Here is a 17,545-nt window from a genome sequence, read left to right on the forward strand (position 1 = left end):
CCGAGCGGTCCCGTGACCAGGTGTACCTGGCAGCGGGTTCGGCATCGCAGCAGGCGCCAGGGCCCGGCTTCACCCGACGCCGGGCGACAACCGAGAAAAGGACGTGGCTTCACCATGGCTGTCGTAACCATGAAGCAGCTGCTTGACAGCGGCGCGCACTTCGGGCATCAGACCCGTCGTTGGAACCCCAAGATGAAGCGGTTCATCTTCACCGACCGCAACGGCATCTACATCATCGATCTGCAGCAGACGCTGACCTTCATCGATAACGCATACGAGTTCGTCAAGGAAACCGTCGCCCACGGTGGGACGGTGCTGTTCGTCGGCACCAAGAAGCAGGCGCAGGACTCGGTCGCCAGGGAGGCGACCCGGGTCGGGATGCCGTACGTCAACCAGCGCTGGCTGGGCGGCATGCTGACCAACTTCTCCACCGTGCACAAGCGGCTGCAGCGCCTCAAGGAGCTCGAGGCGATGGAGCAGACCGGTGGCTTCGAGGGTCGCACCAAGAAGGAAATCCTGATGCTGACCCGGGAGAAGAACAAGCTGGAGCGGTCCCTGGGCGGTATCCGGGACATGGCCAAGGTGCCGTCTGCGGTCTGGGTGGTGGACACCAACAAAGAGCACATCGCCGTCGGCGAGGCCCGCAAGCTGGGCATCCCGGTCATCGCGATCCTGGACACCAACTGCGACCCCGACGAGGTCGACTACCCGATCCCCGGCAACGACGACGCGATCCGCTCGGCCGAGCTGTTGACAACGGTGATCGCCAAGGCGGTCGCCGAGGGTCTGCAGGCGCGTGCCGGCGCGGGCCGCAGCGACGGCAAGCCGGAAGCTGAGGCCGCCGAGCCGCTGCCGGAATGGGAGCAGGAACTGCTGGCCGGCGCTGCCGCCGGCACCGACGCCGCCCCCGGCGCTGACACCGCCGCCGGCGCACCAACCACAGACGCATCCTAGGAAAGGCTGAGCATTGGCGAACTACACCGCTGCCGACGTCAAGCGACTTCGCGAGCTGACCGGCGCCGGCATGCTCGATTGCAAGAACGCGCTGGTGGAGACGGACGGCGACTTCGACAAGGCGGTCGAGGCGCTGCGCATCAAGGGCGCCAAGGACGTCGGCAAGCGCGCTGAGCGGGCCACCGCCGAAGGCCTGGTCGCCACCAAGGGCGGCGCGCTGATCGAGCTGAACAGCGAGACCGACTTCGTCGCCAAGAACGCCGAGTTCCAGGAGCTGGCCGACAAGGTGGTCGAAGCCGCGGTGGCCTCCAAGGCCACCGACGTCGACGCGCTCAAGGCAGCCAGCACCGGCGACCAGACGGTCGAAGAGGCCATCGCCGCGCTGTCGGCCAAAATCGGGGAGAAGCTGGAGCTTCGCCGGGTGGCCAACTTCGACGGCACCGTCGAGGCCTACCTGCACAAGCGTGCCGCCGACCTGCCGCCCGCGGTTGGGGTGCTGGTCGAGTACACCGGTGACGGGGGCGCCGACGCGGCACATGCCGTCGCGCTGCAGATCGCCGCGCTCAAGGCGCGCTATCTGTCGCGCGAGGACGTCCCCGAGGACGTGGTGGCCAGCGAGCGCCGCATCGCCGAGGAGACCGCGAAGGCCGAGGGCAAGCCGGAACAGGCGCTGCCCAAGATCGTCGAGGGCCGGCTCAACGGGTTCTTCAAGGACGCCGTGCTGCTCGAGCAGCCGTCGGTGTCGGACAACAAGAAGACCGTCAAGGCCCTGCTCGACGAGGCCGGCGTCACCGTGACCAGGTTCGTCCGGTTCGAGGTGGGCCAGGCCTAGCGCCGGTTCCCGATGCCGCGCGTACACGCATTCGGCGACGACGCCCTGGGTGACCTGGATGCCGTCGCGCTGGCTGAGGCCCTGCGGTCCGGCCAGCTGAACCGTGCCGAGGTGCTGGAGGCTGCGATTGCGCGTGCGCACGCCGTCAACCCGGCGCTCAACGCGCTGGCCTGCGCAGGCTTCGATCAGGCGCGCGCCGCCGCCGCCGCGCGGCCGAGCACCGGCTTCTTCGCCGGCGTCCCGACCTTCATCAAGGACAACGTGGACGTCGCCGGGCTGCCGTCGCGGCACGGCACGGACGCGTGGGAACCGTATCCGGCGTCCGGCGACAGTGTGGTCACCCGGGTATTGCTGGACACCGGGCTGATCGTGCTGGGCAAAACCCAACTTTCGGAGTTCGGGTTCAGCGCTGCCGCCGAACACCCCCGATTGGGGGCCGTGCGCAACCCCTGGCACCCCGAGCACACCGCGGGCGCCTCGTCGTCGGGGTCGGCGGCATTCGTCGCCGCCGGCGTCACCCCGATCGCCCACGCCAACGATGGCGGCGGGTCGATCCGGATCCCGGCGGCGTGCACCGGGCTGGTCGGGTTGAAACCGTCCCGGGGCCGGTTGCCGCTGGACCCGGAATTGCGCCGGCTACCGGTCGGCATCGTCGCCAACGGCGTGCTCACCCGCTCGGTGCGCGATACCGCCGTTTGGTACCGCGAGGCGGAACGCAGCTTCCGCAATCACACATTGCCACCGATCGGTGACGTGAGCGGGCCGGGCCGGCAGCGGCTCAAGATCGCCGTCACGACCCGGTCCATGCATCGCGAATCCGGACCCGAGGTGCGGGACCTCACGCTGAAGACGGCGGCACTGCTCGAGGAACTCGGGCACCGGGTGGAAACCCTCGACGAGCTGCCGGTGCACGCCGGCTTCCAGGACGACTTCGTGCTGTACTGGGGTTTCCTGTCATTGGCGCAGGTCAGCGCCGGACGGCGGGTGTTCGGCAGCTCGTTCGACCGCTCCCGTCTGGATGCCTTGACGATGGGTCTGTACCGGCACACCCGGCGCCACATCCACCGGCTCCCGCTGGCCATCGCCCGGTTGCGCAGGCTGCGGCGGCGCAGCGCCCGGTTCTTTGCTGACTACGACGCCGTGCTGATGCCGACCCTGGCCGATCCGCCGCCCCCGGTCGGCTTCCTGGCGCCGACCGACTACCAGCAGGTCATCGATCGTCTGGTCGACTGGGTGGCCTTCACACCGCTGCAGAACGTCACCGGCGACCCGGCCATCTCGCTGCCGGTGGGCCAGTCCGCGAACGGCCTGCCCGTGGGCATGATGCTGTCCGCCGACTTGGGCCAGGAGTCGCGGCTGCTGGAGCTGGCCTACGAACTCGAAGCGGCGCGGCCGTGGGCGCGGATTCAGGGTTGAGCGTCAATCCGACCCGAGTTTGTCCAGCAGTCGCTTGAACTCGGCCTGCTCGGCCGCGGTCAGTTTGGCCAGGATGCGGGCGTCGGCGGTACGCACCACCGCCTCCGCACGGTGAAGCAGCTCGCGACCGGCGTCGGTCAGCGACGCCGGCAGGGCACGCCCGGAGGACACCGAGGCCGGACGGTCCACCGCGCCGAGGTCTTCCAGTTTGCGCAGCACCGTGTGCATCGCCTGTGGCGTGACGCTTGCATGACGGGCCAGTTCAGCGCTCGACGATCCCGGCGACTGGGACAGGATGCGCAGGCAGACGAATTCCGGCAGCGTCAGGCCCAGCGGATTCAGCGCCGCGGACGCCTCGGGTCGCAGTACCGATGACACTCGATACAGCAGATAACCAAGCGGGGCGTCCTCGGTGGCATCCATCTCAAGGATATTGACATAGGTATTCCTCCGGCGCGGGTGCATCCCGAGAATTTCACCTCGATCGGTCTGCCAACAATGGTGGGCAAAAAAGTATTCAATGCGCAGCGGCGGTCCGGTGCTAATCCTGGATATTTGACATTCGACGGATAGGTTTTCGGTCCGGCATTGTGAATTACGGTGGTGCCAATGTTGAAGATGTGACGAAATCATTATTGTGGCGCAGGTCAATTTGTGCGCTGTTTACGCAGCTAGCGGCCCCGCGTGTGGTAATTCTGCCAGCCCGGCGCTGTTTGAGTAGGTGTGCGGTGGGTAATGGGATGCAAGTGCGGTTGGCACAGCGAACGTAAGACGCTGACTGCTGAGAACGACACCAAACGAGAGGATTGAGCGTGAAGTTCAGCACTACCACTGCAAAAACGGTCATCGGTGCCGCCGGAATCGCGGCTGTCAGCCTGTTCGGTGCGGCAGCGGCCTCGGCTGCGCCCACCATAGTCGACGGTCTCGGGACCCCCGAAACCCTGGTTGACGGGCCGCTGAGCACCGAGTACACCGTGAGCAACCTGCAGCCCGCCACCATCACCATCCCGGGCTACACCGTCAAGGGCCAGCTCTGGCAGGCCGACGTCCAGGTGCATGCGACCAACGGAGTCGTCACGCCCGTCGTGACCAACTTCAACGCGCGTACCGCCGATGGCACGAACTACCGCGTCATCAGCACCAAGGCGACTCCTGAGGGACTGAGCCCCGCGCCGATCACGCAGGGCGGGATGACCAGCGGGAAGATCTACTTCGACGTGACTGGTGCTGCACCGACCCGCGTCGTCTACAACGACGGCATGCAGGACGCGCTGGTCTGGGAGGGTGGTTCGGCCACCGCTCCCGCGCCCAACGCCCTGCCGAACCAGGCACCCAATGGGATGCCCGGTCAGGCCCCGAACACGGTGCCCGGCCAGGCGCCGAACACGGTGCCCGGCCCGAACCAGGCGCCGAACTCGATGACCGGCCCCAACCCTGCGGCGCCGAACTCGATGACCGGCCCGAACTCGGTACCCGGCCCGAACGCCGCGGAGCCCAACCCGTCGGAACCCGCCTAATAGTCGGTACCCGTAGCTAGACGACCCTCCCCGCGCCACTCAACCGGTGCGGGGAGGTCTCGTTTATCGGAGTTTTCTATGGACATGTGGGGTATGCCACAAGCCATGACCCACACAGATCACCGATCGGAAGACGTTCTCGAGCAGGCACGCCACCACGCCGAAGAAGCCCGTTCGACCATGGCGGAAAAGCGCGACAAGCAGAGCGGCGGCGTCAGCGGCTGGGTTGCTGATCGGGCCGGGGACTGGTCCCTCGACGGCCAGGACGAAGCCACCATGCAACGGCAGAAGTTCTTCTGGAACGTGCTGGTCGACTACTGGTTCCGGATGGAGATCGACGGCTGGGAAAACGTCGGGAAGTCCCCGGTTCTGCTGATCGGCATCCACTCCGGCGCGCCATTCGTCTGGGATGCGTGGACGGTGGGCCTGCAGTGGTGGCGGCGGTTCGGTCCGGACCGCCCGCTGCACGGCACGGCGCACGACGCGTTGATGGCGATTCCCGGCATCGGGCGCTACTTCCGGTCCATGGGCGTGCTGCCGGCGGCGCCGGACGCGATCGCCACGGCGCTGGCCGAGGGGCGCGACGTGGCCCTGTGGCCCGGCGGCGAAGTGGATTCGCTGCGGCCCTGGAGCGAGCGGGACCGCGCCAACCTCGCCGGACGCAAGGGATTCGTGAAGATGGCGATCCGGGCGGGGGTGCCGATCGTGCCGATCGCCACTGTCGGCGGCGCCGACGCGATGCCGGTGCTGATTCGCGGCGACCAACTGTCAAAGACGCTGCGGCTGGACAAACTGCTGCGGCTGAAGGTCTTTCCGCTCGCGGTCTCGCTGCCCTGGGGTATCGCCCCGGCGGCCCTGCCGCAACTGCCGCTGCCGGCCAAGATCAGGACGCGATTCATGCCGCCTGTCGAGATCGACTCGGATCCCGCCCGCGCCGGCGACGATGAGTACATCGACGCGAAGTACCGGGAAGTCGAAGACAGCATTCAAGCAGGGATGGATGCGCTGGCCCGCAAACGGACGCTGCCGCTGTTCGGTTAGCGGGTCACCGCGCGACGGCGTCGGATACCGGACTCAGCACCGGTTCGCCGACAACCCAGCGTGGTTGCGGCGGGGTGGCGGCCATGTAGCCCACCCCGCGGACGGTGTCGACCATCGACTCGTGCGCGGGCCCCAGCTTGGCGCGCAGTCGACGAATGTGAACGTCCACCGTGCGGACCCGCCCGTTGCTCTCATAACCCCACACCTCGTGCATCAACCGGGTCCGGCTGAACGCGCGGCCGGCGTGCTGGACCAGGAAGTTCAACAACTTGAACTCGGTCAACGTCAGCCCGAGGTCCCGGTCCCGCAGCATCGCGGTGTAGCTGGATGGATGCAGCACCAGCTCGCCGAACTGCAGAGTGCCGCCCACGGCATTGCGACGACGGGTGATCGCCAACCGCAACCGTGCCTGCAGCTCGGCCGCCCCGGCGGAGGCCAGCAGCACGTCATCAAAGTTCCAGTCGACGTCGACGGCCACGAAGTCTGTCGGGGTCACCACGGCAATGACCGCCAGTGCCGGCGCGGTGGCGGTCAGCCAGCGGCACGCGGCCCGCGCGGCCACCAAATCGGTGCGGGCGTCGATCACTGCGACGTCGGCGCCGTCGAGCCGCCAGAAATCGCCGTCGTTCAACGGCGCGCTGCGCACCGTGAGGGCGAAAGATCCCAGCTGCAATGAGGATTCAAAATGGTTGTCGTTGGTGAGGAGCAGAACGTCCACTGGTATCTCCAGGCCTCGAGGGTGGTACCGGCGTGCCGCCGGTCCCTGCCGCAGCCCCGTGGATATCCGCCCCCAGCGCAAACTGCCTGCGCCCGCGATTATTCCAACTTTGTTACAGCGCCGGAAACCCTACCCGGAGATGTTCGATGGGCCCGGTCCGTGTACACAGACCGGGCCCATCCTTGTGACAAGTTCTACTGGTTGGCCTTCTGGCGCTCTTCGGCGACTTCGGCCGCACCGCGAGCCGCCTCGGCCTGCGCTTCCTTCTTCGCGGCGTCGCGCTGAGCTTCGGCCTTGTCCTGCTGGGCTTCGCCCTCGTTGATCAGGTCGCCGCGACCGGTCACGGTGCCAACCGCTTCTTTGGCTTTGCCTTTGACGTCCTCGACGACACCCTTGACCGCTTCCGCGGGTCCAGAGTTGCTGTCCGCCATGAATTCCTCCTTGATCGGCCGCATCGGTAGGCGTCTGTCGGGGTGGTGCCGACCGAACCAGCGGTCAACACACTGCCGGGCAACGCGATTCTTTTCTCAAGACCCCCATGTCACCCCGGCGCAAAGCGGGTTCCCACGGTGCCGCGTCGCCAAACCTGTACGACGACTCCGGGACCCCGTCCCCGTCGGTAGCGGAAGATGAGGCAGGATGAGAGGGGTCGTGCCGGGTGGTTTGCTGGGATGACACTTTATTGCGAGGAGACCGATGACAGAGCCTGCGGAGAGCAACGGCGTGTCGGCGACCGCCGCGGTTTCCGGCCCGCCGTCGAAGTTCTCTCGCGTGCTGCTCAAATTGGGCGGCGAGATGTTCGGCGGCGGTCAGGTGGGGCTGGATCCCGACGTTGTCGCGTTGGTGGCTCGGCAGATCGCCGAGGTGGTTCGCTCCGGGGTGCAGGTCGCCGTGGTGATCGGCGGGGGCAATTTCTTCCGCGGCGCGCAGCTGCAACAGCGCGGTATGGAACGCACCCGGTCGGACTACATGGGCATGCTCGGCACAGTGATGAACAGCCTTGCCTTGCAGGACTTCCTGGAGAAGGAAGGCATCGCCACGCGGGTGCAGACCGCGATCACCATGGGCCAGGTGGCCGAGCCGTACCTCCCGTTACGCGCGGTGCGGCACCTGGAAAAAGGGCGTGTGGTGATCTTCGGCGCCGGCATGGGCCTGCCGTACTTCTCCACCGACACCACGGCCGCCCAGCGGGCGTTGGAGATCGGTGCGGACGTGGTGCTGATGGCCAAAGCGGTCGATGGTGTGTTCACCGAGGATCCGCGGGACAACCCGGACGCGGAAATGCTCAGCGCGATCAGCCACCGCGAGGTGATCGACCGCGGCTTGCGCGTGGCCGATGCCACCGCGTTCAGTCTCTGTATGGACAATGGCATGCCGATCCTGGTGTTCAACCTGCTGACCGACGGCAATATCGCCCGGGCGGTCGCTGGTGAGAAGATCGGGACACTGGTCACCACCTGAGATGACGCGGACATGATGCCTGCCGACGGCGACACAACAAGCCATGCGGGGTACCACCCGCGTGCGGGGGAGAGGAGCGGTGCAGATGATTGACGAGGCTCTCTTCGACGCCGAGGAGAAAATGGAAAAGGCCGTTTCGGTGGCCCGCGACGACCTGTCGACCATTCGGACCGGCCGGGCGAACCCGAGCATGTTCTCCCGGATCGTCATCGACTACTACGGCGCAGCCACGCCCATCACCCAGCTGGCCAGCATCAACGTGCCCGAGGCGCGGCTCGTCGTCATCAAGCCCTATGAAGCCAGCCAGGTGAATGCCATCGTCACGGCGATCCGCAACTCTGACCTGGGTGTCAACCCCACCAACGACGGCACGTTGATCCGAGTGGCGATACCGCAGCTCACCGAGGAACGTCGGCGCGATCTGGTCAAGCAGGCCAAGGCCAAGGGAGAGGACGCCCGGGTCTCGATCCGCAACATCCGTCGCAAGGCGATGGAGGAACTGCACCGCATCCGTAAGGACGGCGAGGCCGGCGAGGACGAGGTCGGCCGAGCGGAGAAAGATCTGGAGAAGGCGACCCACCAGTACGTCGCCCAGATCGACGAGCTGGTCAAACACAAAGAAGGCGAGCTGCTGGAGGTCTAGCGGCCTACAGCAGTCCAGACAGTTCACCTCCGTGGCAACCACCGATGCCGAAGCCGGCAGCCCGACCGAGGAGCCGGTCGAGGCGTCCCAGCCAGCCAAGAAGAAGTCCCGCGCGGGCCGCGACCTGCCCGCTGCGATCGCGGTGGGCGTCAGCATCGGCGCGGTCCTGATTGCGACCCTGCTCTTTGTGCCGCATTTCTGGGTGCTGTACTGCGCTCTGGCCACGCTGGTGGCCAGCCACGAGGTGGTCCGGCGGTTGCGCGAGGCCGGTTACCTGATCCCGGTCATTCCGTTGCTGCTCGGCGGACAGGCGACGGTGTGGCTGACCTGGCCTTATCGTGCTGCCGGCGCGGCGGCCGGATTCGGCGGCATGGTGGTCATCTGCCTGATCTGGCGGCTGTTCATGCAGGCCAAGCCGGAGGCCGACGGGACACCGCCGCCGAGTAACTACCTGCGCGATGTGTCGGCCACCGTTTTCCTGGCCGCCTGGGTGCCGCTGTTCGCCTCGTTCGCCGCGATGCTGGTCTACGACCCGCAGCACGGCCCCGGCTGGGTGTTCTGCATGATGATCGCGGTCATCTCCTCCGACACCGGGGGTTATGCCGTCGGGGCGCTGTTCGGCAAGCATCCGATGGTTCCAGCGATCAGCCCGAAGAAATCCTGGGAAGGCTTCGCCGGCTCGTTGATCTGCGGGATCACCGCCACGATCTTGACCGCGACGCTGTTGGCCGGCGAGCGGTGGTGGGTCGGAGTGCTGCTGGGTCTGCTCTTCGTGCTGACCACCACCCTGGGCGACCTGATCGAGTCGCAGGTGAAGCGTGATCTGGGGATCAAGGACATGGGCCGGTTGCTGCCCGGCCACGGCGGGTTGATGGATCGATTGGACGGGGTGCTGCCCTCAGCAGTGGCCGCGTGGACCGTTTTGACGCTGTTGCCCTGATACTGGACTGGTCATGGTCCAAGAGTTGGTATTCGATGCGCCACGCCGCGGTAAGCCACCGCGGCACCTGGCCGACCTCGATGCGGCCGGTCGCGTGGCGGCAGTCGCGGAGCTGGGATTGCCGGCGTTTCGCGCCAAGCAACTGGCGAGCCAGTACTACGGGCGGCTGATCGCCGATCCACACCAGATGACGGATCTGCCGGCCGCGGTTCGCGACCAGGTCGCCTCGAGCATGTTCCCCGCTCTGCTGACCGCGCACCGCGAAGTTACCTGCGATTCCGGTCAGACGCGAAAGACGTTGTGGCGGTGCGCCGATGGCGCCACCGTGGAGTCGGTGCTGATGCGTTATCCGCAGCGGAACACGGTGTGCATCTCTTCGCAGGCGGGCTGCGGGATGGCCTGCCCGTTCTGCGCCACCGGCCAGGGCGGGCTGACCCGCAATCTGTCCACCGCCGAGATCCTGGAGCAGGTGCGCGCCGCAGCGGTCGCGTCGCGCGACGAATTCGGCGAGCGGTTGTCCAATGTGGTGTTCATGGGTATGGGGGAGCCGCTGGCCAACTACGCCAGAGTTGTTGCCGCCGTGCGCCGCATCACCGAGCCGCCGCCGTCCGGCTTCGGGATCTCGGCCCGGTCGGTGACGGTGTCGACGGTGGGTCTGGCTCCGGCGATCCGCAAGCTGGCCGACGAGCGGCTCGGCGTGACGCTGGCGTTGTCGTTGCACGCTCCCGATGACGAACTGCGCGACACCCTGGTTCCGGTCAACAACAGGTGGAAGGTTTCCGAGGCGCTCGAAGCCGCCCGTCACTACGCGGACGTGACGGGCCGGCGGGTGTCGGTGGAGTACGCGCTGATCCGTGCGGTCAACGATCAGCCGTGGCGGGCGGACTTGTTGGGCAAGCTGCTGCACCGGGCGTTGGGTCCGCTGGCGCACGTCAATCTGATCCCGTTGAACCCGACTCCGGGCAGCGACTGGGACGCCAGTCCCAAGCCGGTGGAGCGGGAATTCGTCAAACGTGTTCGCGCGCAAGGTGTTTCATGTACGGTGCGGGACACCCGCGGCCGCGAGATAAGCGCCGCCTGCGGACAGCTGGCCGCCGAAGGCGGGTAGCTGGAGCGCGGGCGATTGGGCTTGGGCCTGCGGACAGCTGGCCGCCGAAGGCGGGTAGCTGGAGCGCGGGCGATTGGGCTGGGGCCTGCGGACAGCTGGCCGCCGAAGGCGGGTAGCTGGAGCGCGGGCGATTGGGCTGGGGCCTGCGGACAGCTGGCCGCCGAAGGCGGGTAGCTGGAGCGGGCCCGAGGCGTGATGAACCGTCCGGCGGGGTAACCGGTGTGCTGGGTAAACCGCCGACCGAATGAGGTGTGCCGTGCTCCGATGCCTGATGTTCCCACTCAAGATCTTTGCCGCCACCGCCGTCGCGGTCGTCCTGATGACGGGCCTGGCTACCGCGCCGCGCGCGGTGGCCGCCGACGACCGGCTGAATTTCACCGGCACCACGCTGAGCGGAGCCCCGTTCGATGGGGCCAGCCTGCAGGGCAAACCGGCGGTCTTGTGGTTCTGGACCCCCTTCTGCCCGTTCTGCAACGCCGAAGCGGCCACCCTCAGCCAGGTGGCAGCAGCCAATCCGAAGGTGACTTTCGTCGGCATCGCCGCGCATTCCGACGTCGGGCAGATGCAGGACTTCGTCGCCAAGTACGGCCTGAACTTCACCAACCTCAACGACGCCGACGGTGCGATCTGGGCCCGCTACAACGTGCCCTGGCAGCCTGCCTGGGTGTTCTACCGTTCCGACGGTTCGTCCACGTTCGTGAACAACACCAGCTCGGCCATGTCCCAGCAGGACTTGTCCGCCCGGGTCGCCGCGCTGTCCTGACCGGGTGAGTCAGCCCCTGCTCGGACTGGCATTCGCCGCCGGCCTGGTGGCTGCGCTCAACCCGTGCGGTTTTGCGTTGCTGCCCGCGTACCTGCTGCTGGTGGTGCGCGGCGAACGATCCCGGCGTCCGATCGTGGCGCTCGGCCGCGCAGTGGGCGCCACGCTGGGAATGGTGCTGGGGTTTGTGGCGGTGTTCGGCGCCTTCGGGCTGCTGACCATCTCGGCCGGTGCGACGGTGCAGCGCTACCTGCCGTATGCGACGGTGCTGATCGGGCTGGTGCTGATCGGCCTCGGCGGTTGGCTGCTGGCCGGGCGGGAGCTGCCGGCACCGAACCCGTTCGGTCCGCGCTGGGCGCCGACCGCGCGGTTGGGTTCGATGTTCGGCTATGGCGTCAGCTACGCGATCGCCTCGTTGTCGTGCACCGTCGGACCTTTTCTGGCGGTCACCGGCGCCGGGCTGCGCAGCGGTTCGGTGCTCGACGGCATCGCGGTCTACGCCGCCTATGTGGCCGGGCTGTCGTTGGTGGTGGGGGTCCTGGCGGTGGGGGCGGCCACGGCGAGCGCCACGCTGGTCGAGCGCGTGCGCCGGGTTTTACCGTGTGTCAGCCGGGCCGGCGGGGTTGTGCTGATCCTGGCCGGCCTGTACGTCGGCTACTACGGCCTCTATGAGGTTCGGCTTTTCACCGCGAACGGCAGTCCCGACGACGCGGTGATCGCCGCTGCCGGACGACTGCAGGGCGCCGTCGCGGGCTGGGTGCATCAGCATGGCGGCTGGCCGTGGTTGCTGGGCTTGGCGCTGGTGGTGATTGCGGCGCTGGGCGCCGGGCGGCGCCGACGCAACCGCGCCGCACCGCACCGGCAGGGTGGTCCTGCCGGGCCCGGTTGAGGCCGGGTTACCGCAACCAGCCGCGGCGTCGTCCCCAGATGTCGCGAACCAGAATGAACAGCACGACCACGGCGAACCCGACACAGAAGATGTCCTCGACGTGTCCCACGTGGTTGCCGCGCAGGAACGCCAGCAGCAGCACGATGCTGGCGATACCGACGCCGTACCAGGTGCGGTAGTTGATCCTGCTCCAGCCCCACCGCGCGGACGGCACCTCAGCTTCGTCGACGCCGGCGTACGGCTCCACCTCAGTACTTGCCACGGCGATCCCTCCGGTTGGACTGGATTCAGACCCTGACATTCTGGCACAGCCGTCCGCCGGCGAGCAGCGAAGCACCTGTTACGACGGCGGCATCAGCACTGTGTCGATCATGTACACCTGAGCGTTGGCCGTCGAGACGCCGCCGCAGACCAGGCCGGCATTGTTGACCCGGATGTTGTTGCCTTGGCCGGTCACCATCAGGTTGGCGCCCTGCAGAGTCGGGTGGGTGCCGGCGACCCTGGCCGGACTGGCCTGACCGTTGACCACGTGGTAGGTCAGGATGCTGGTCAGCATCGGTGCGTCGGTCTTGAGCTGCTCGACGGTGGCCGCCGGCAACTTGGCGAAGGCGGCGTCGGTGGGCGCGAACACCGTGTACTGGCCGCTGTTGAGGGTGTCGACGAGGTTCACCTGCGGGTTGAGCCCGCCGGACAGCGCCGAGGTCAGCATGGTGAGCATCGGGTTGTTCGCGGCTGCCTCGGTCACCGGGACCTGCGACATGCCCTGCACCGAAGCCGGACCGGTGGGGTTCATGGCTGCATAATCCCCGCAACCCGGGCCCACCAGATCGGCCGCCGACGCGGTCGGGGACACAGCTACCGCGCAGGCCACCAGGGCGGCCGCGAAACCGGTTGCTGCGATTGAATTCTGCGTCTTCATCGTCGCTCGTTCCTTTGCTTGTCGCTATGTGCTGAGACCCCCCGACCCCAGTGATTCGGAGTGGACCGACACCTGGATGGGTTCAGCCGTAAGTGAACGAGAAAAACTGCAAGCCCTTGCTGGCGCGCACCTCGACGGTTGCGGTGGCAAGCGCCTCGCCGGCCACCATCCGATGGCTGGTCGGGGGTCCGTTGATGGCTAGCGTCGTGGTCTTGCCGTCCCGCGTCACGCTCAGGGCGCCGGTGCCGCCGACCACCACGTACACGTCCTTCGCGTGGTAGTTGAGTTTGACCGTCGAGTCGTCGCCGCCGGCGGTGGCGCCCTGATAGTCCAGTGACCAGCGGCCGCGCAGTGCGAACTTGTCGGACGCCAGGTTCGGCGGGTAGCTGAACGTCGCCGCGCCTTCGTCGTATGCGCCGCCGCCACCGAAGTTGGCGGCTTTGCCGACACCGAAGTACGTCTCCGGGGTCAGCACAGTGGTGGGTGTCAGATCCGGTGCGTCGACAGGCTCAGGAAGCCGGACACCGGGCTGGGCGTCGGCAAGCAACTGCCTGATCAGCAACTCGGTCTGCTTGTAGTCACCTTCGCCGAACTTGGTGTGCCGCACCACGCCGTCGGCGTCGATGAGGTATTCGGCCGGCCAGTACAGGTTGTGGTAGTTGGTCCACGTGGAGTAGTTGTCGTCCAATGCGACCGGGTAGGTGATGTCCAGATCGGCCGCACCCTGGGCGACGTTGGCGGGCACCTTCTCGAAGGCGTACTCGGGCGTGTGCACGCCGATCACCGCCAACCCACTGTCCCGGTAAGCCCGATACCAGCCGACCACATGCGGGATGGCGCGCTGGCAGTTGATGCACGAGTAGGCCCAGAAGTCGACCAGTACGACCTTGCCGCGCAACGAATCCAGGGCGACCGGTGCGCCGCCGGGGGTGTTCAGCCATCTGGTGATCCCTTTGAAATCCGGTGCCGCACCGCAGTTCTGGAGCTGGGTCGACGCATTGCTGCAATCGGCCAGTTGCCCGCTGGCGACGCCCCGCAACCTTTCCTGGACCTGCCGTGATCCGGCGACCTGCTGCTGCAGCGACGAGGTGTAGTCGGGAATCGCTCGCTGCAACACCGCGGGCAGGTCGAACACCAGGGCGACCGCGAGCAGAATAGTGACGATTCCCGCGCCGATCCGGATCTCGCGTTGCCGCCGTCGAAAGGCGCTGACGCGCTGGGTGATCCGCTGTCCAGCCAGTGCGAAGAACAACAATGGCACCGCAGCGCCGATAGCGAACGCCGCGGTGAGCACCACGGTGCCTACGCCGACCTTCGCGGTGGCCCCGGCTACGACGATGGCGGCCAGCACCGGGCCCGCACACGGGACGTAGAGCACGCCCAGTGCCAGGCCGAGACCGAATCCATCGGGGGCACTGCCGATGTGACGTTGCGGTAGGCGGGCGAACGGCCGTTCCAGCAGTTGTTCGAAGCGCGGGAACACCAGGCCCACACCGATCGCCAGCAATGCGATCAGTGCCGCCCACCGGAGTGCGTTCTGGGGCAGTCGCAGCGCTGACAGCAGCGCCGAGCCCAGCAGGGTGACCACGCTGAAGCTGAGCACCAGACCGCCGATCACCCGATAGGGCCGGGTCCGCTGCGCGCGGGACTGTTCTGGCTTGACCGCCACCGCGCTGTCGGATTGAGCGGTCGGCGTGCGCTGGGCTCCGGAGAAGAAGATGACCGGTAGGACCGGCAGGATGCACGGCGAGATCCCGGTGATCAGGCCACCGACGAAGCCGACTAGGGCGAGGGTCAACATGTCAGTCATTCGGTACGGTGCCCGCCGCGGACTGATTTTGGACGGTGCCTCGCGGCTCGATGATCGTCTGACGGTGCCTGGCGGCACAATGGACGGGTGACTATCGGCGATGACGGGCCGGCCGAACGCCGGTTGCGGGTGCTGGTGCTGGGCAGCACCGGCTCGATCGGTACCCAGGCGCTCGAGGTCATCGCCGCCAACCCGGACCGCTTCGAGGTGGTCGGGCTGGCCGCCGGTGGTCACAATATGGACACGCTGCTGCGGCAGCGTGCCGAGACCGGGGTGACCAACATCGCGGTGGCCGACGCGGCCGCCGCGGAGCGGGCCGGCGACATTCCCTACCGCGGCCCCGATGCCGCCACCCGGTTGGTCCAGGACACCGACGCCGACGTCGTGCTCAACGCCCTGGTCGGCGCCCTCGGGTTGGGGCCGACGCTGGCCGCACTGGAATCCGGTGCCCGCCTCGCCCTGGCCAACAAGGAATCTCTGATCGCCGGCGGACCTCTGGTGCTGGCAGCGGCGCGCCCGGGCCAGCTCGTGCCGGTGGACTCCGAACACTCCGCGCTGGCCCAGTGCCTGCGCGGGGGCACCGCCGACGAGGTCGCCAAGCTGGTGCTGACGGCCTCGGGCGGGCCGTTCCGGGGCTGGTCGGCCGACGACCTGCACGGGGTGAGCCCCGAGCAAGCCGGCGCGCATCCGACCTGGTCAATGGGGCCGATGAACACGCTCAACTCGGCCACGCTGGTCAACAAGGGGCTCGAGCTCATCGAAACCCACCTGCTTTTCGGCATCCCCTACGACCGCATCGATGTCGTCGTGCACCCGCAGTCGATCGTGCACTCGATGGTCACCTTCATCGACGGCTCGACGATCGCCCAGGCCAGTCCGCCGGACATGAAGCTGCCGATCTCGCTGGCGCTGGGCTGGCCGCACCGGGTCAGCGGTGCCGCCGCCGCGTGTGATTTCAGCACGGCGTCGACCTGGGAATTCGAGCCGCTGGACAGCGACGTCTTTCCGGCCGTGGAACTGGCCCGCGCGGCCGGCGAAACAGGCGGCTGCATGACCGCCATCTACAACGCGGCCAACGAAGAGGCGGCTGCGGCCTTCCTCGACGGCCGGATCGGATTCCCCGCGATCGTGCACACCGTCGCTGATGTGTTGCACGCCGCCGACCGGTGGGCCCCGCAATTCGGCCAGGTACCCGCTACCGTGGATGAGGTACTCGAGGCGCAGCGCTGGGCCCGCGAGCGGGCACAGCGCGCGATCGCGAAAACAAGCTCGGCGTCGGTCGGAGTCGCTGGCGTGAGAAAGGTCGTATCAGGCTGATGATGTTCGTCGTCGGCATTGTGCTGTTCGCACTTGCCATCCTCATCTCGGTCGCCCTGCACGAGTGCGGACACATGTGGGCCGCGCGCGCCACCGGCATGAAGGTGCGCCGCTACTTCGTCGGCTTCGGTCCCACGCTGTGGTCCACCCGGCGCGGCGAGACCCAGTACGGCTTCAAGGCCATTCCGGCGGGCGGCTTCTGCGATATCGCCGGGATGACGCCGGTCGAGGAACTCGCGCCTGACGAGGAGGACCGCGCGATGTACAAGCAGGCCACCTGGAAGCGGGTGGCGGTGCTGTTCGCCGGGCCGGGCATGAACTTCGTCATCTGCCTGGTGCTGATGTACGCGATCGCGCTGATCTGGGGACTGCCCAACCTGCACCCGTCCACCAAAGCCGTCGTCGGCGAAGTCAGCTGCGTGGCACCGGAAAGCAGCAAAGGCAAGCTGGACAAGTGCAACGGTCCGGGCCCCGCGGCCCAGGCCGGGATCCGGGTCGGTGACGTGGTGGTCAAGGTGGGGGACACCCCGGTGTCCTCGTTCGAGGAAATGGCCACCGCGGTGCGCAAGCTGCACGGCACCGTCCCGGTCGTCGTCGAGCGGGACGGCAGGACCATCACCACGAACGTGACCGTCGAATCCACCCAGCGCTACGTCCCCAACGCGCAGGGCAAGCAACTCGAACCCGCCACGGTCGGCGCCATCGGGGTGGGCGCCACCCGTAACGAACCCACCCATTACAACGTGCTCACCGCGGTGCCGGGAACGTTCGTCTTTGCCGGGCAGTTGACCGTCGAGGTCGGCAAATCGCTGGCCGCCATCCCGACCAAGGTCGGTGCCCTGGTCAATGCCATCGGCGGCGGAGAGCGGGACCCGCAGACCCCGATGAGCGTCGTCGGCGCCAGCATCATCGGCGGCGACACCGTCGACCACGGCCTGTGGGTGGCGTTCTGGTTCTTCCTGGCCCAGCTGAACCTCATCCTGGGCGCGATCAATCTGTTGCCGTTGTTGCCGTTCGACGGCGGCCACATCGCGGTCGCGGTGTACGAGAAGATCCGCAACACGATCCGGTCGGCGCGCGGCAAGGTGGCCGCCGCCCCGGTGAACTATCTGAAATTGATGCCGGCGACCTACGTCGTGCTGATTTTCGTGGTCGGGTACATGCTGTTGACCGTCACCGCCGACCTGGTCAACCCGATCCGCCTGTTCCAGTAAATAGAG

The 17,545-nt window shown here is 67.4% G+C and carries 18 protein-coding genes and 1 pseudogene; 13 read left to right on the forward strand and 6 right to left on the reverse strand.

What is annotated here, in order from left to right; translation table 11 throughout:
* The first annotated feature begins 114 nt into the window (after positions 1 to 114).
* Genes rpsB through AC5Y5Z_RS07420 form a run of 3 tightly spaced genes read left to right on the forward strand, consistent with a single transcriptional unit; the run spans position 115 to position 3,202 of the window.
* Entirely contained in the window at positions 115 to 954 is an 840-nt protein-coding gene (rpsB, locus tag AC5Y5Z_RS07410; protein ID WP_463827008.1) for a 30S ribosomal protein S2, read from the forward strand.
* 13 nt (positions 955 to 967) lie between these two features.
* Positions 968 to 1,786 (forward strand): translation elongation factor Ts, encoded by an 819-nt coding sequence (tsf, locus tag AC5Y5Z_RS07415; protein WP_463827007.1) that lies wholly within the window; start codon positions 968 to 970, stop codon positions 1,784 to 1,786.
* A 12-nt stretch (positions 1,787 to 1,798) separates the two neighbouring features.
* Positions 1,799 to 3,202: an amidase gene (locus AC5Y5Z_RS07420; protein ID WP_473139955.1), complete on the forward strand. Its 1,404-nt coding sequence runs from the start codon at positions 1,799 to 1,801 to the stop codon at positions 3,200 to 3,202.
* Positions 3,203 to 3,205: 3 nt separating this feature from the next.
* Here AC5Y5Z_RS07420 and AC5Y5Z_RS07425 read toward each other — a convergent pair whose 3' ends face one another.
* Complete coding sequence (locus AC5Y5Z_RS07425) at positions 3,206 to 3,625, reverse strand: MarR family winged helix-turn-helix transcriptional regulator (RefSeq protein WP_473139954.1); 420 nt, start codon at positions 3,623 to 3,625, stop codon at positions 3,206 to 3,208.
* Positions 3,626 to 4,014: 389 nt separating this feature from the next.
* On the opposite strand from AC5Y5Z_RS07425, the pseudogene AC5Y5Z_RS07430 reads away from it, so the two are divergent.
* Together AC5Y5Z_RS07430 and AC5Y5Z_RS07435 are read left to right on the forward strand one after the other, a co-directional pair.
* Positions 4,015 to 4,566, forward strand: a pseudogene (locus tag AC5Y5Z_RS07430) (MPT63 family protein); the annotation flags it as partial.
* A 258-nt stretch (positions 4,567 to 4,824) separates the two neighbouring features.
* Positions 4,825 to 5,760 carry a lysophospholipid acyltransferase family protein gene (locus AC5Y5Z_RS07435; protein WP_499924306.1) on the forward strand — a complete coding sequence of 312 codons (936 nt, stop codon included), beginning with the start codon at positions 4,825 to 4,827 and terminating at the stop codon, positions 5,758 to 5,760.
* Between the two features lie 4 nt (positions 5,761 to 5,764).
* Here the strand turns inward: AC5Y5Z_RS07435 and AC5Y5Z_RS07440 are convergent, their stop codons facing one another.
* Both AC5Y5Z_RS07440 and mbp1 read right to left on the reverse strand, forming a co-directional pair.
* Positions 5,765 to 6,484 carry a winged helix-turn-helix domain-containing protein gene (locus AC5Y5Z_RS07440; RefSeq protein WP_463827179.1) on the reverse strand — a complete coding sequence of 240 codons (720 nt, stop codon included), beginning with the start codon at positions 6,482 to 6,484 and terminating at the stop codon, positions 5,765 to 5,767.
* A gap of 188 nt (positions 6,485 to 6,672) precedes the next feature.
* Positions 6,673 to 6,909, reverse strand: coding sequence for a microaggregate-binding protein 1 (gene mbp1 / locus AC5Y5Z_RS07445; protein ID WP_463827003.1), 237 nt, complete (start codon positions 6,907 to 6,909; stop codon positions 6,673 to 6,675).
* Positions 6,910 to 7,174: 265 nt separating this feature from the next.
* Between mbp1 and pyrH the strand changes: the two genes are divergently transcribed.
* The 6 genes from pyrH to AC5Y5Z_RS07475 all read left to right on the forward strand — a co-directional run bounded on the left by pyrH (position 7,175) and on the right by AC5Y5Z_RS07475 (position 12,279).
* Entirely contained in the window at positions 7,175 to 7,939 is a 765-nt protein-coding gene (gene pyrH / locus AC5Y5Z_RS07450) for a UMP kinase (protein WP_463827002.1), read from the forward strand.
* 85 nt (positions 7,940 to 8,024) lie between these two features.
* Positions 8,025 to 8,582: a ribosome recycling factor gene (gene frr / locus AC5Y5Z_RS07455; RefSeq protein ID WP_463827001.1), complete on the forward strand. Its 558-nt coding sequence runs from the start codon at positions 8,025 to 8,027 to the stop codon at positions 8,580 to 8,582.
* 31 nt (positions 8,583 to 8,613) lie between these two features.
* Positions 8,614 to 9,522 carry a phosphatidate cytidylyltransferase gene (locus AC5Y5Z_RS07460; protein WP_463827000.1) on the forward strand — a complete coding sequence of 303 codons (909 nt, stop codon included), beginning with the start codon at positions 8,614 to 8,616 and terminating at the stop codon, positions 9,520 to 9,522.
* A 13-nt stretch (positions 9,523 to 9,535) separates the two neighbouring features.
* A complete protein-coding gene (gene rlmN / locus AC5Y5Z_RS07465) occupies positions 9,536 to 10,630 on the forward strand; it encodes a dual-specificity RNA methyltransferase RlmN (protein ID WP_499924309.1) in 1,095 nt (364 codons plus the stop codon).
* A 244-nt stretch (positions 10,631 to 10,874) separates the two neighbouring features.
* Positions 10,875 to 11,393, forward strand: coding sequence for a disulfide bond-forming protein DsbE (gene dsbE, locus AC5Y5Z_RS07470; RefSeq protein WP_499924311.1), 519 nt, complete (start codon positions 10,875 to 10,877; stop codon positions 11,391 to 11,393).
* A gap of 4 nt (positions 11,394 to 11,397) precedes the next feature.
* Positions 11,398 to 12,279, forward strand: a complete 882-nt coding sequence (locus AC5Y5Z_RS07475) for a cytochrome c biogenesis CcdA family protein (RefSeq protein WP_499924313.1) — start codon at positions 11,398 to 11,400, stop codon at positions 12,277 to 12,279.
* Between the two features lie 7 nt (positions 12,280 to 12,286).
* On the opposite strand, the gene AC5Y5Z_RS07480 is transcribed toward AC5Y5Z_RS07475, so the two are convergent.
* The 3 genes from AC5Y5Z_RS07480 to AC5Y5Z_RS07490 all read right to left on the reverse strand — a co-directional run bounded on the left by AC5Y5Z_RS07480 (position 12,287) and on the right by AC5Y5Z_RS07490 (position 14,999).
* On the reverse strand, positions 12,287 to 12,541 hold the full coding sequence (locus tag AC5Y5Z_RS07480) for a DUF2631 domain-containing protein (protein WP_463826997.1): 255 nt from the start codon (positions 12,539 to 12,541) through the stop codon (positions 12,287 to 12,289).
* Positions 12,542 to 12,619: 78 nt separating this feature from the next.
* Positions 12,620 to 13,198 (reverse strand): fasciclin domain-containing protein, encoded by a 579-nt coding sequence (locus AC5Y5Z_RS07485; protein ID WP_499924315.1) that lies wholly within the window; start codon positions 13,196 to 13,198, stop codon positions 12,620 to 12,622.
* 82 nt (positions 13,199 to 13,280) lie between these two features.
* Positions 13,281 to 14,999, reverse strand: coding sequence for a cytochrome c biogenesis protein DipZ (locus tag AC5Y5Z_RS07490; protein WP_499924590.1), 1,719 nt, complete (start codon positions 14,997 to 14,999; stop codon positions 13,281 to 13,283).
* 96 nt (positions 15,000 to 15,095) lie between these two features.
* Between AC5Y5Z_RS07490 and dxr the strand changes: the two genes are divergently transcribed.
* A complete protein-coding gene (gene dxr, locus AC5Y5Z_RS07495; protein ID WP_499924317.1) occupies positions 15,096 to 16,325 on the forward strand; it encodes a 1-deoxy-D-xylulose-5-phosphate reductoisomerase in 1,230 nt (409 codons plus the stop codon).
* Positions 16,325 to 17,539: a M50 family metallopeptidase gene (locus AC5Y5Z_RS07500; RefSeq protein ID WP_499924319.1), complete on the forward strand. Its 1,215-nt coding sequence runs from the start codon at positions 16,325 to 16,327 to the stop codon at positions 17,537 to 17,539. The genes dxr and AC5Y5Z_RS07500 overlap by 1 nt, the downstream gene beginning before the upstream one ends.
* Positions 17,540 to 17,545 lie beyond the last annotated feature (6 nt).

This window comes from Mycobacterium sp. NGS29, from assembly GCF_059812965.1.

What these genes read in the sequence shown, in the direction of transcription:
- rpsB (WP_463827008.1), top strand. Translation starts at nt 115, where the DNA reads ATGGCTGTCGTAACCATGAAGCAGCTGCTTGACAGCGGCGCGCACTTC.
- AC5Y5Z_RS07420 (WP_473139955.1), top strand. Translation starts at nt 1,799, where the DNA reads ATGCCGCGCGTACACGCATTCGGCGACGACGCCCTGGGTGACCTGGAT.
- AC5Y5Z_RS07425 (WP_473139954.1), bottom strand. Translation starts at nt 3,625, where the DNA reads ATGGATGCCACCGAGGACGCCCCGCTTGGTTATCTGCTGTATCGAGTG.
- AC5Y5Z_RS07435 (WP_499924306.1), top strand. Translation starts at nt 4,825, where the DNA reads ATGACCCACACAGATCACCGATCGGAAGACGTTCTCGAGCAGGCACGC.
- mbp1 (WP_463827003.1), bottom strand. Translation starts at nt 6,909, where the DNA reads ATGGCGGACAGCAACTCTGGACCCGCGGAAGCGGTCAAGGGTGTCGTC.
- pyrH (WP_463827002.1), top strand. Translation starts at nt 7,175, where the DNA reads ATGACAGAGCCTGCGGAGAGCAACGGCGTGTCGGCGACCGCCGCGGTT.
- frr (WP_463827001.1), top strand. Translation starts at nt 8,025, where the DNA reads ATGATTGACGAGGCTCTCTTCGACGCCGAGGAGAAAATGGAAAAGGCC.
- rlmN (WP_499924309.1), top strand. Translation starts at nt 9,536, where the DNA reads ATGGTCCAAGAGTTGGTATTCGATGCGCCACGCCGCGGTAAGCCACCG.
- dsbE (WP_499924311.1), top strand. Translation starts at nt 10,875, where the DNA reads ATGAGGTGTGCCGTGCTCCGATGCCTGATGTTCCCACTCAAGATCTTT.
- AC5Y5Z_RS07485 (WP_499924315.1), bottom strand. Translation starts at nt 13,198, where the DNA reads ATGAAGACGCAGAATTCAATCGCAGCAACCGGTTTCGCGGCCGCCCTG.
- AC5Y5Z_RS07490 (WP_499924590.1), bottom strand. Translation starts at nt 14,999, where the DNA reads ATGTTGACCCTCGCCCTAGTCGGCTTCGTCGGTGGCCTGATCACCGGG.
- AC5Y5Z_RS07500 (WP_499924319.1), top strand. Translation starts at nt 16,325, where the DNA reads ATGATGTTCGTCGTCGGCATTGTGCTGTTCGCACTTGCCATCCTCATC.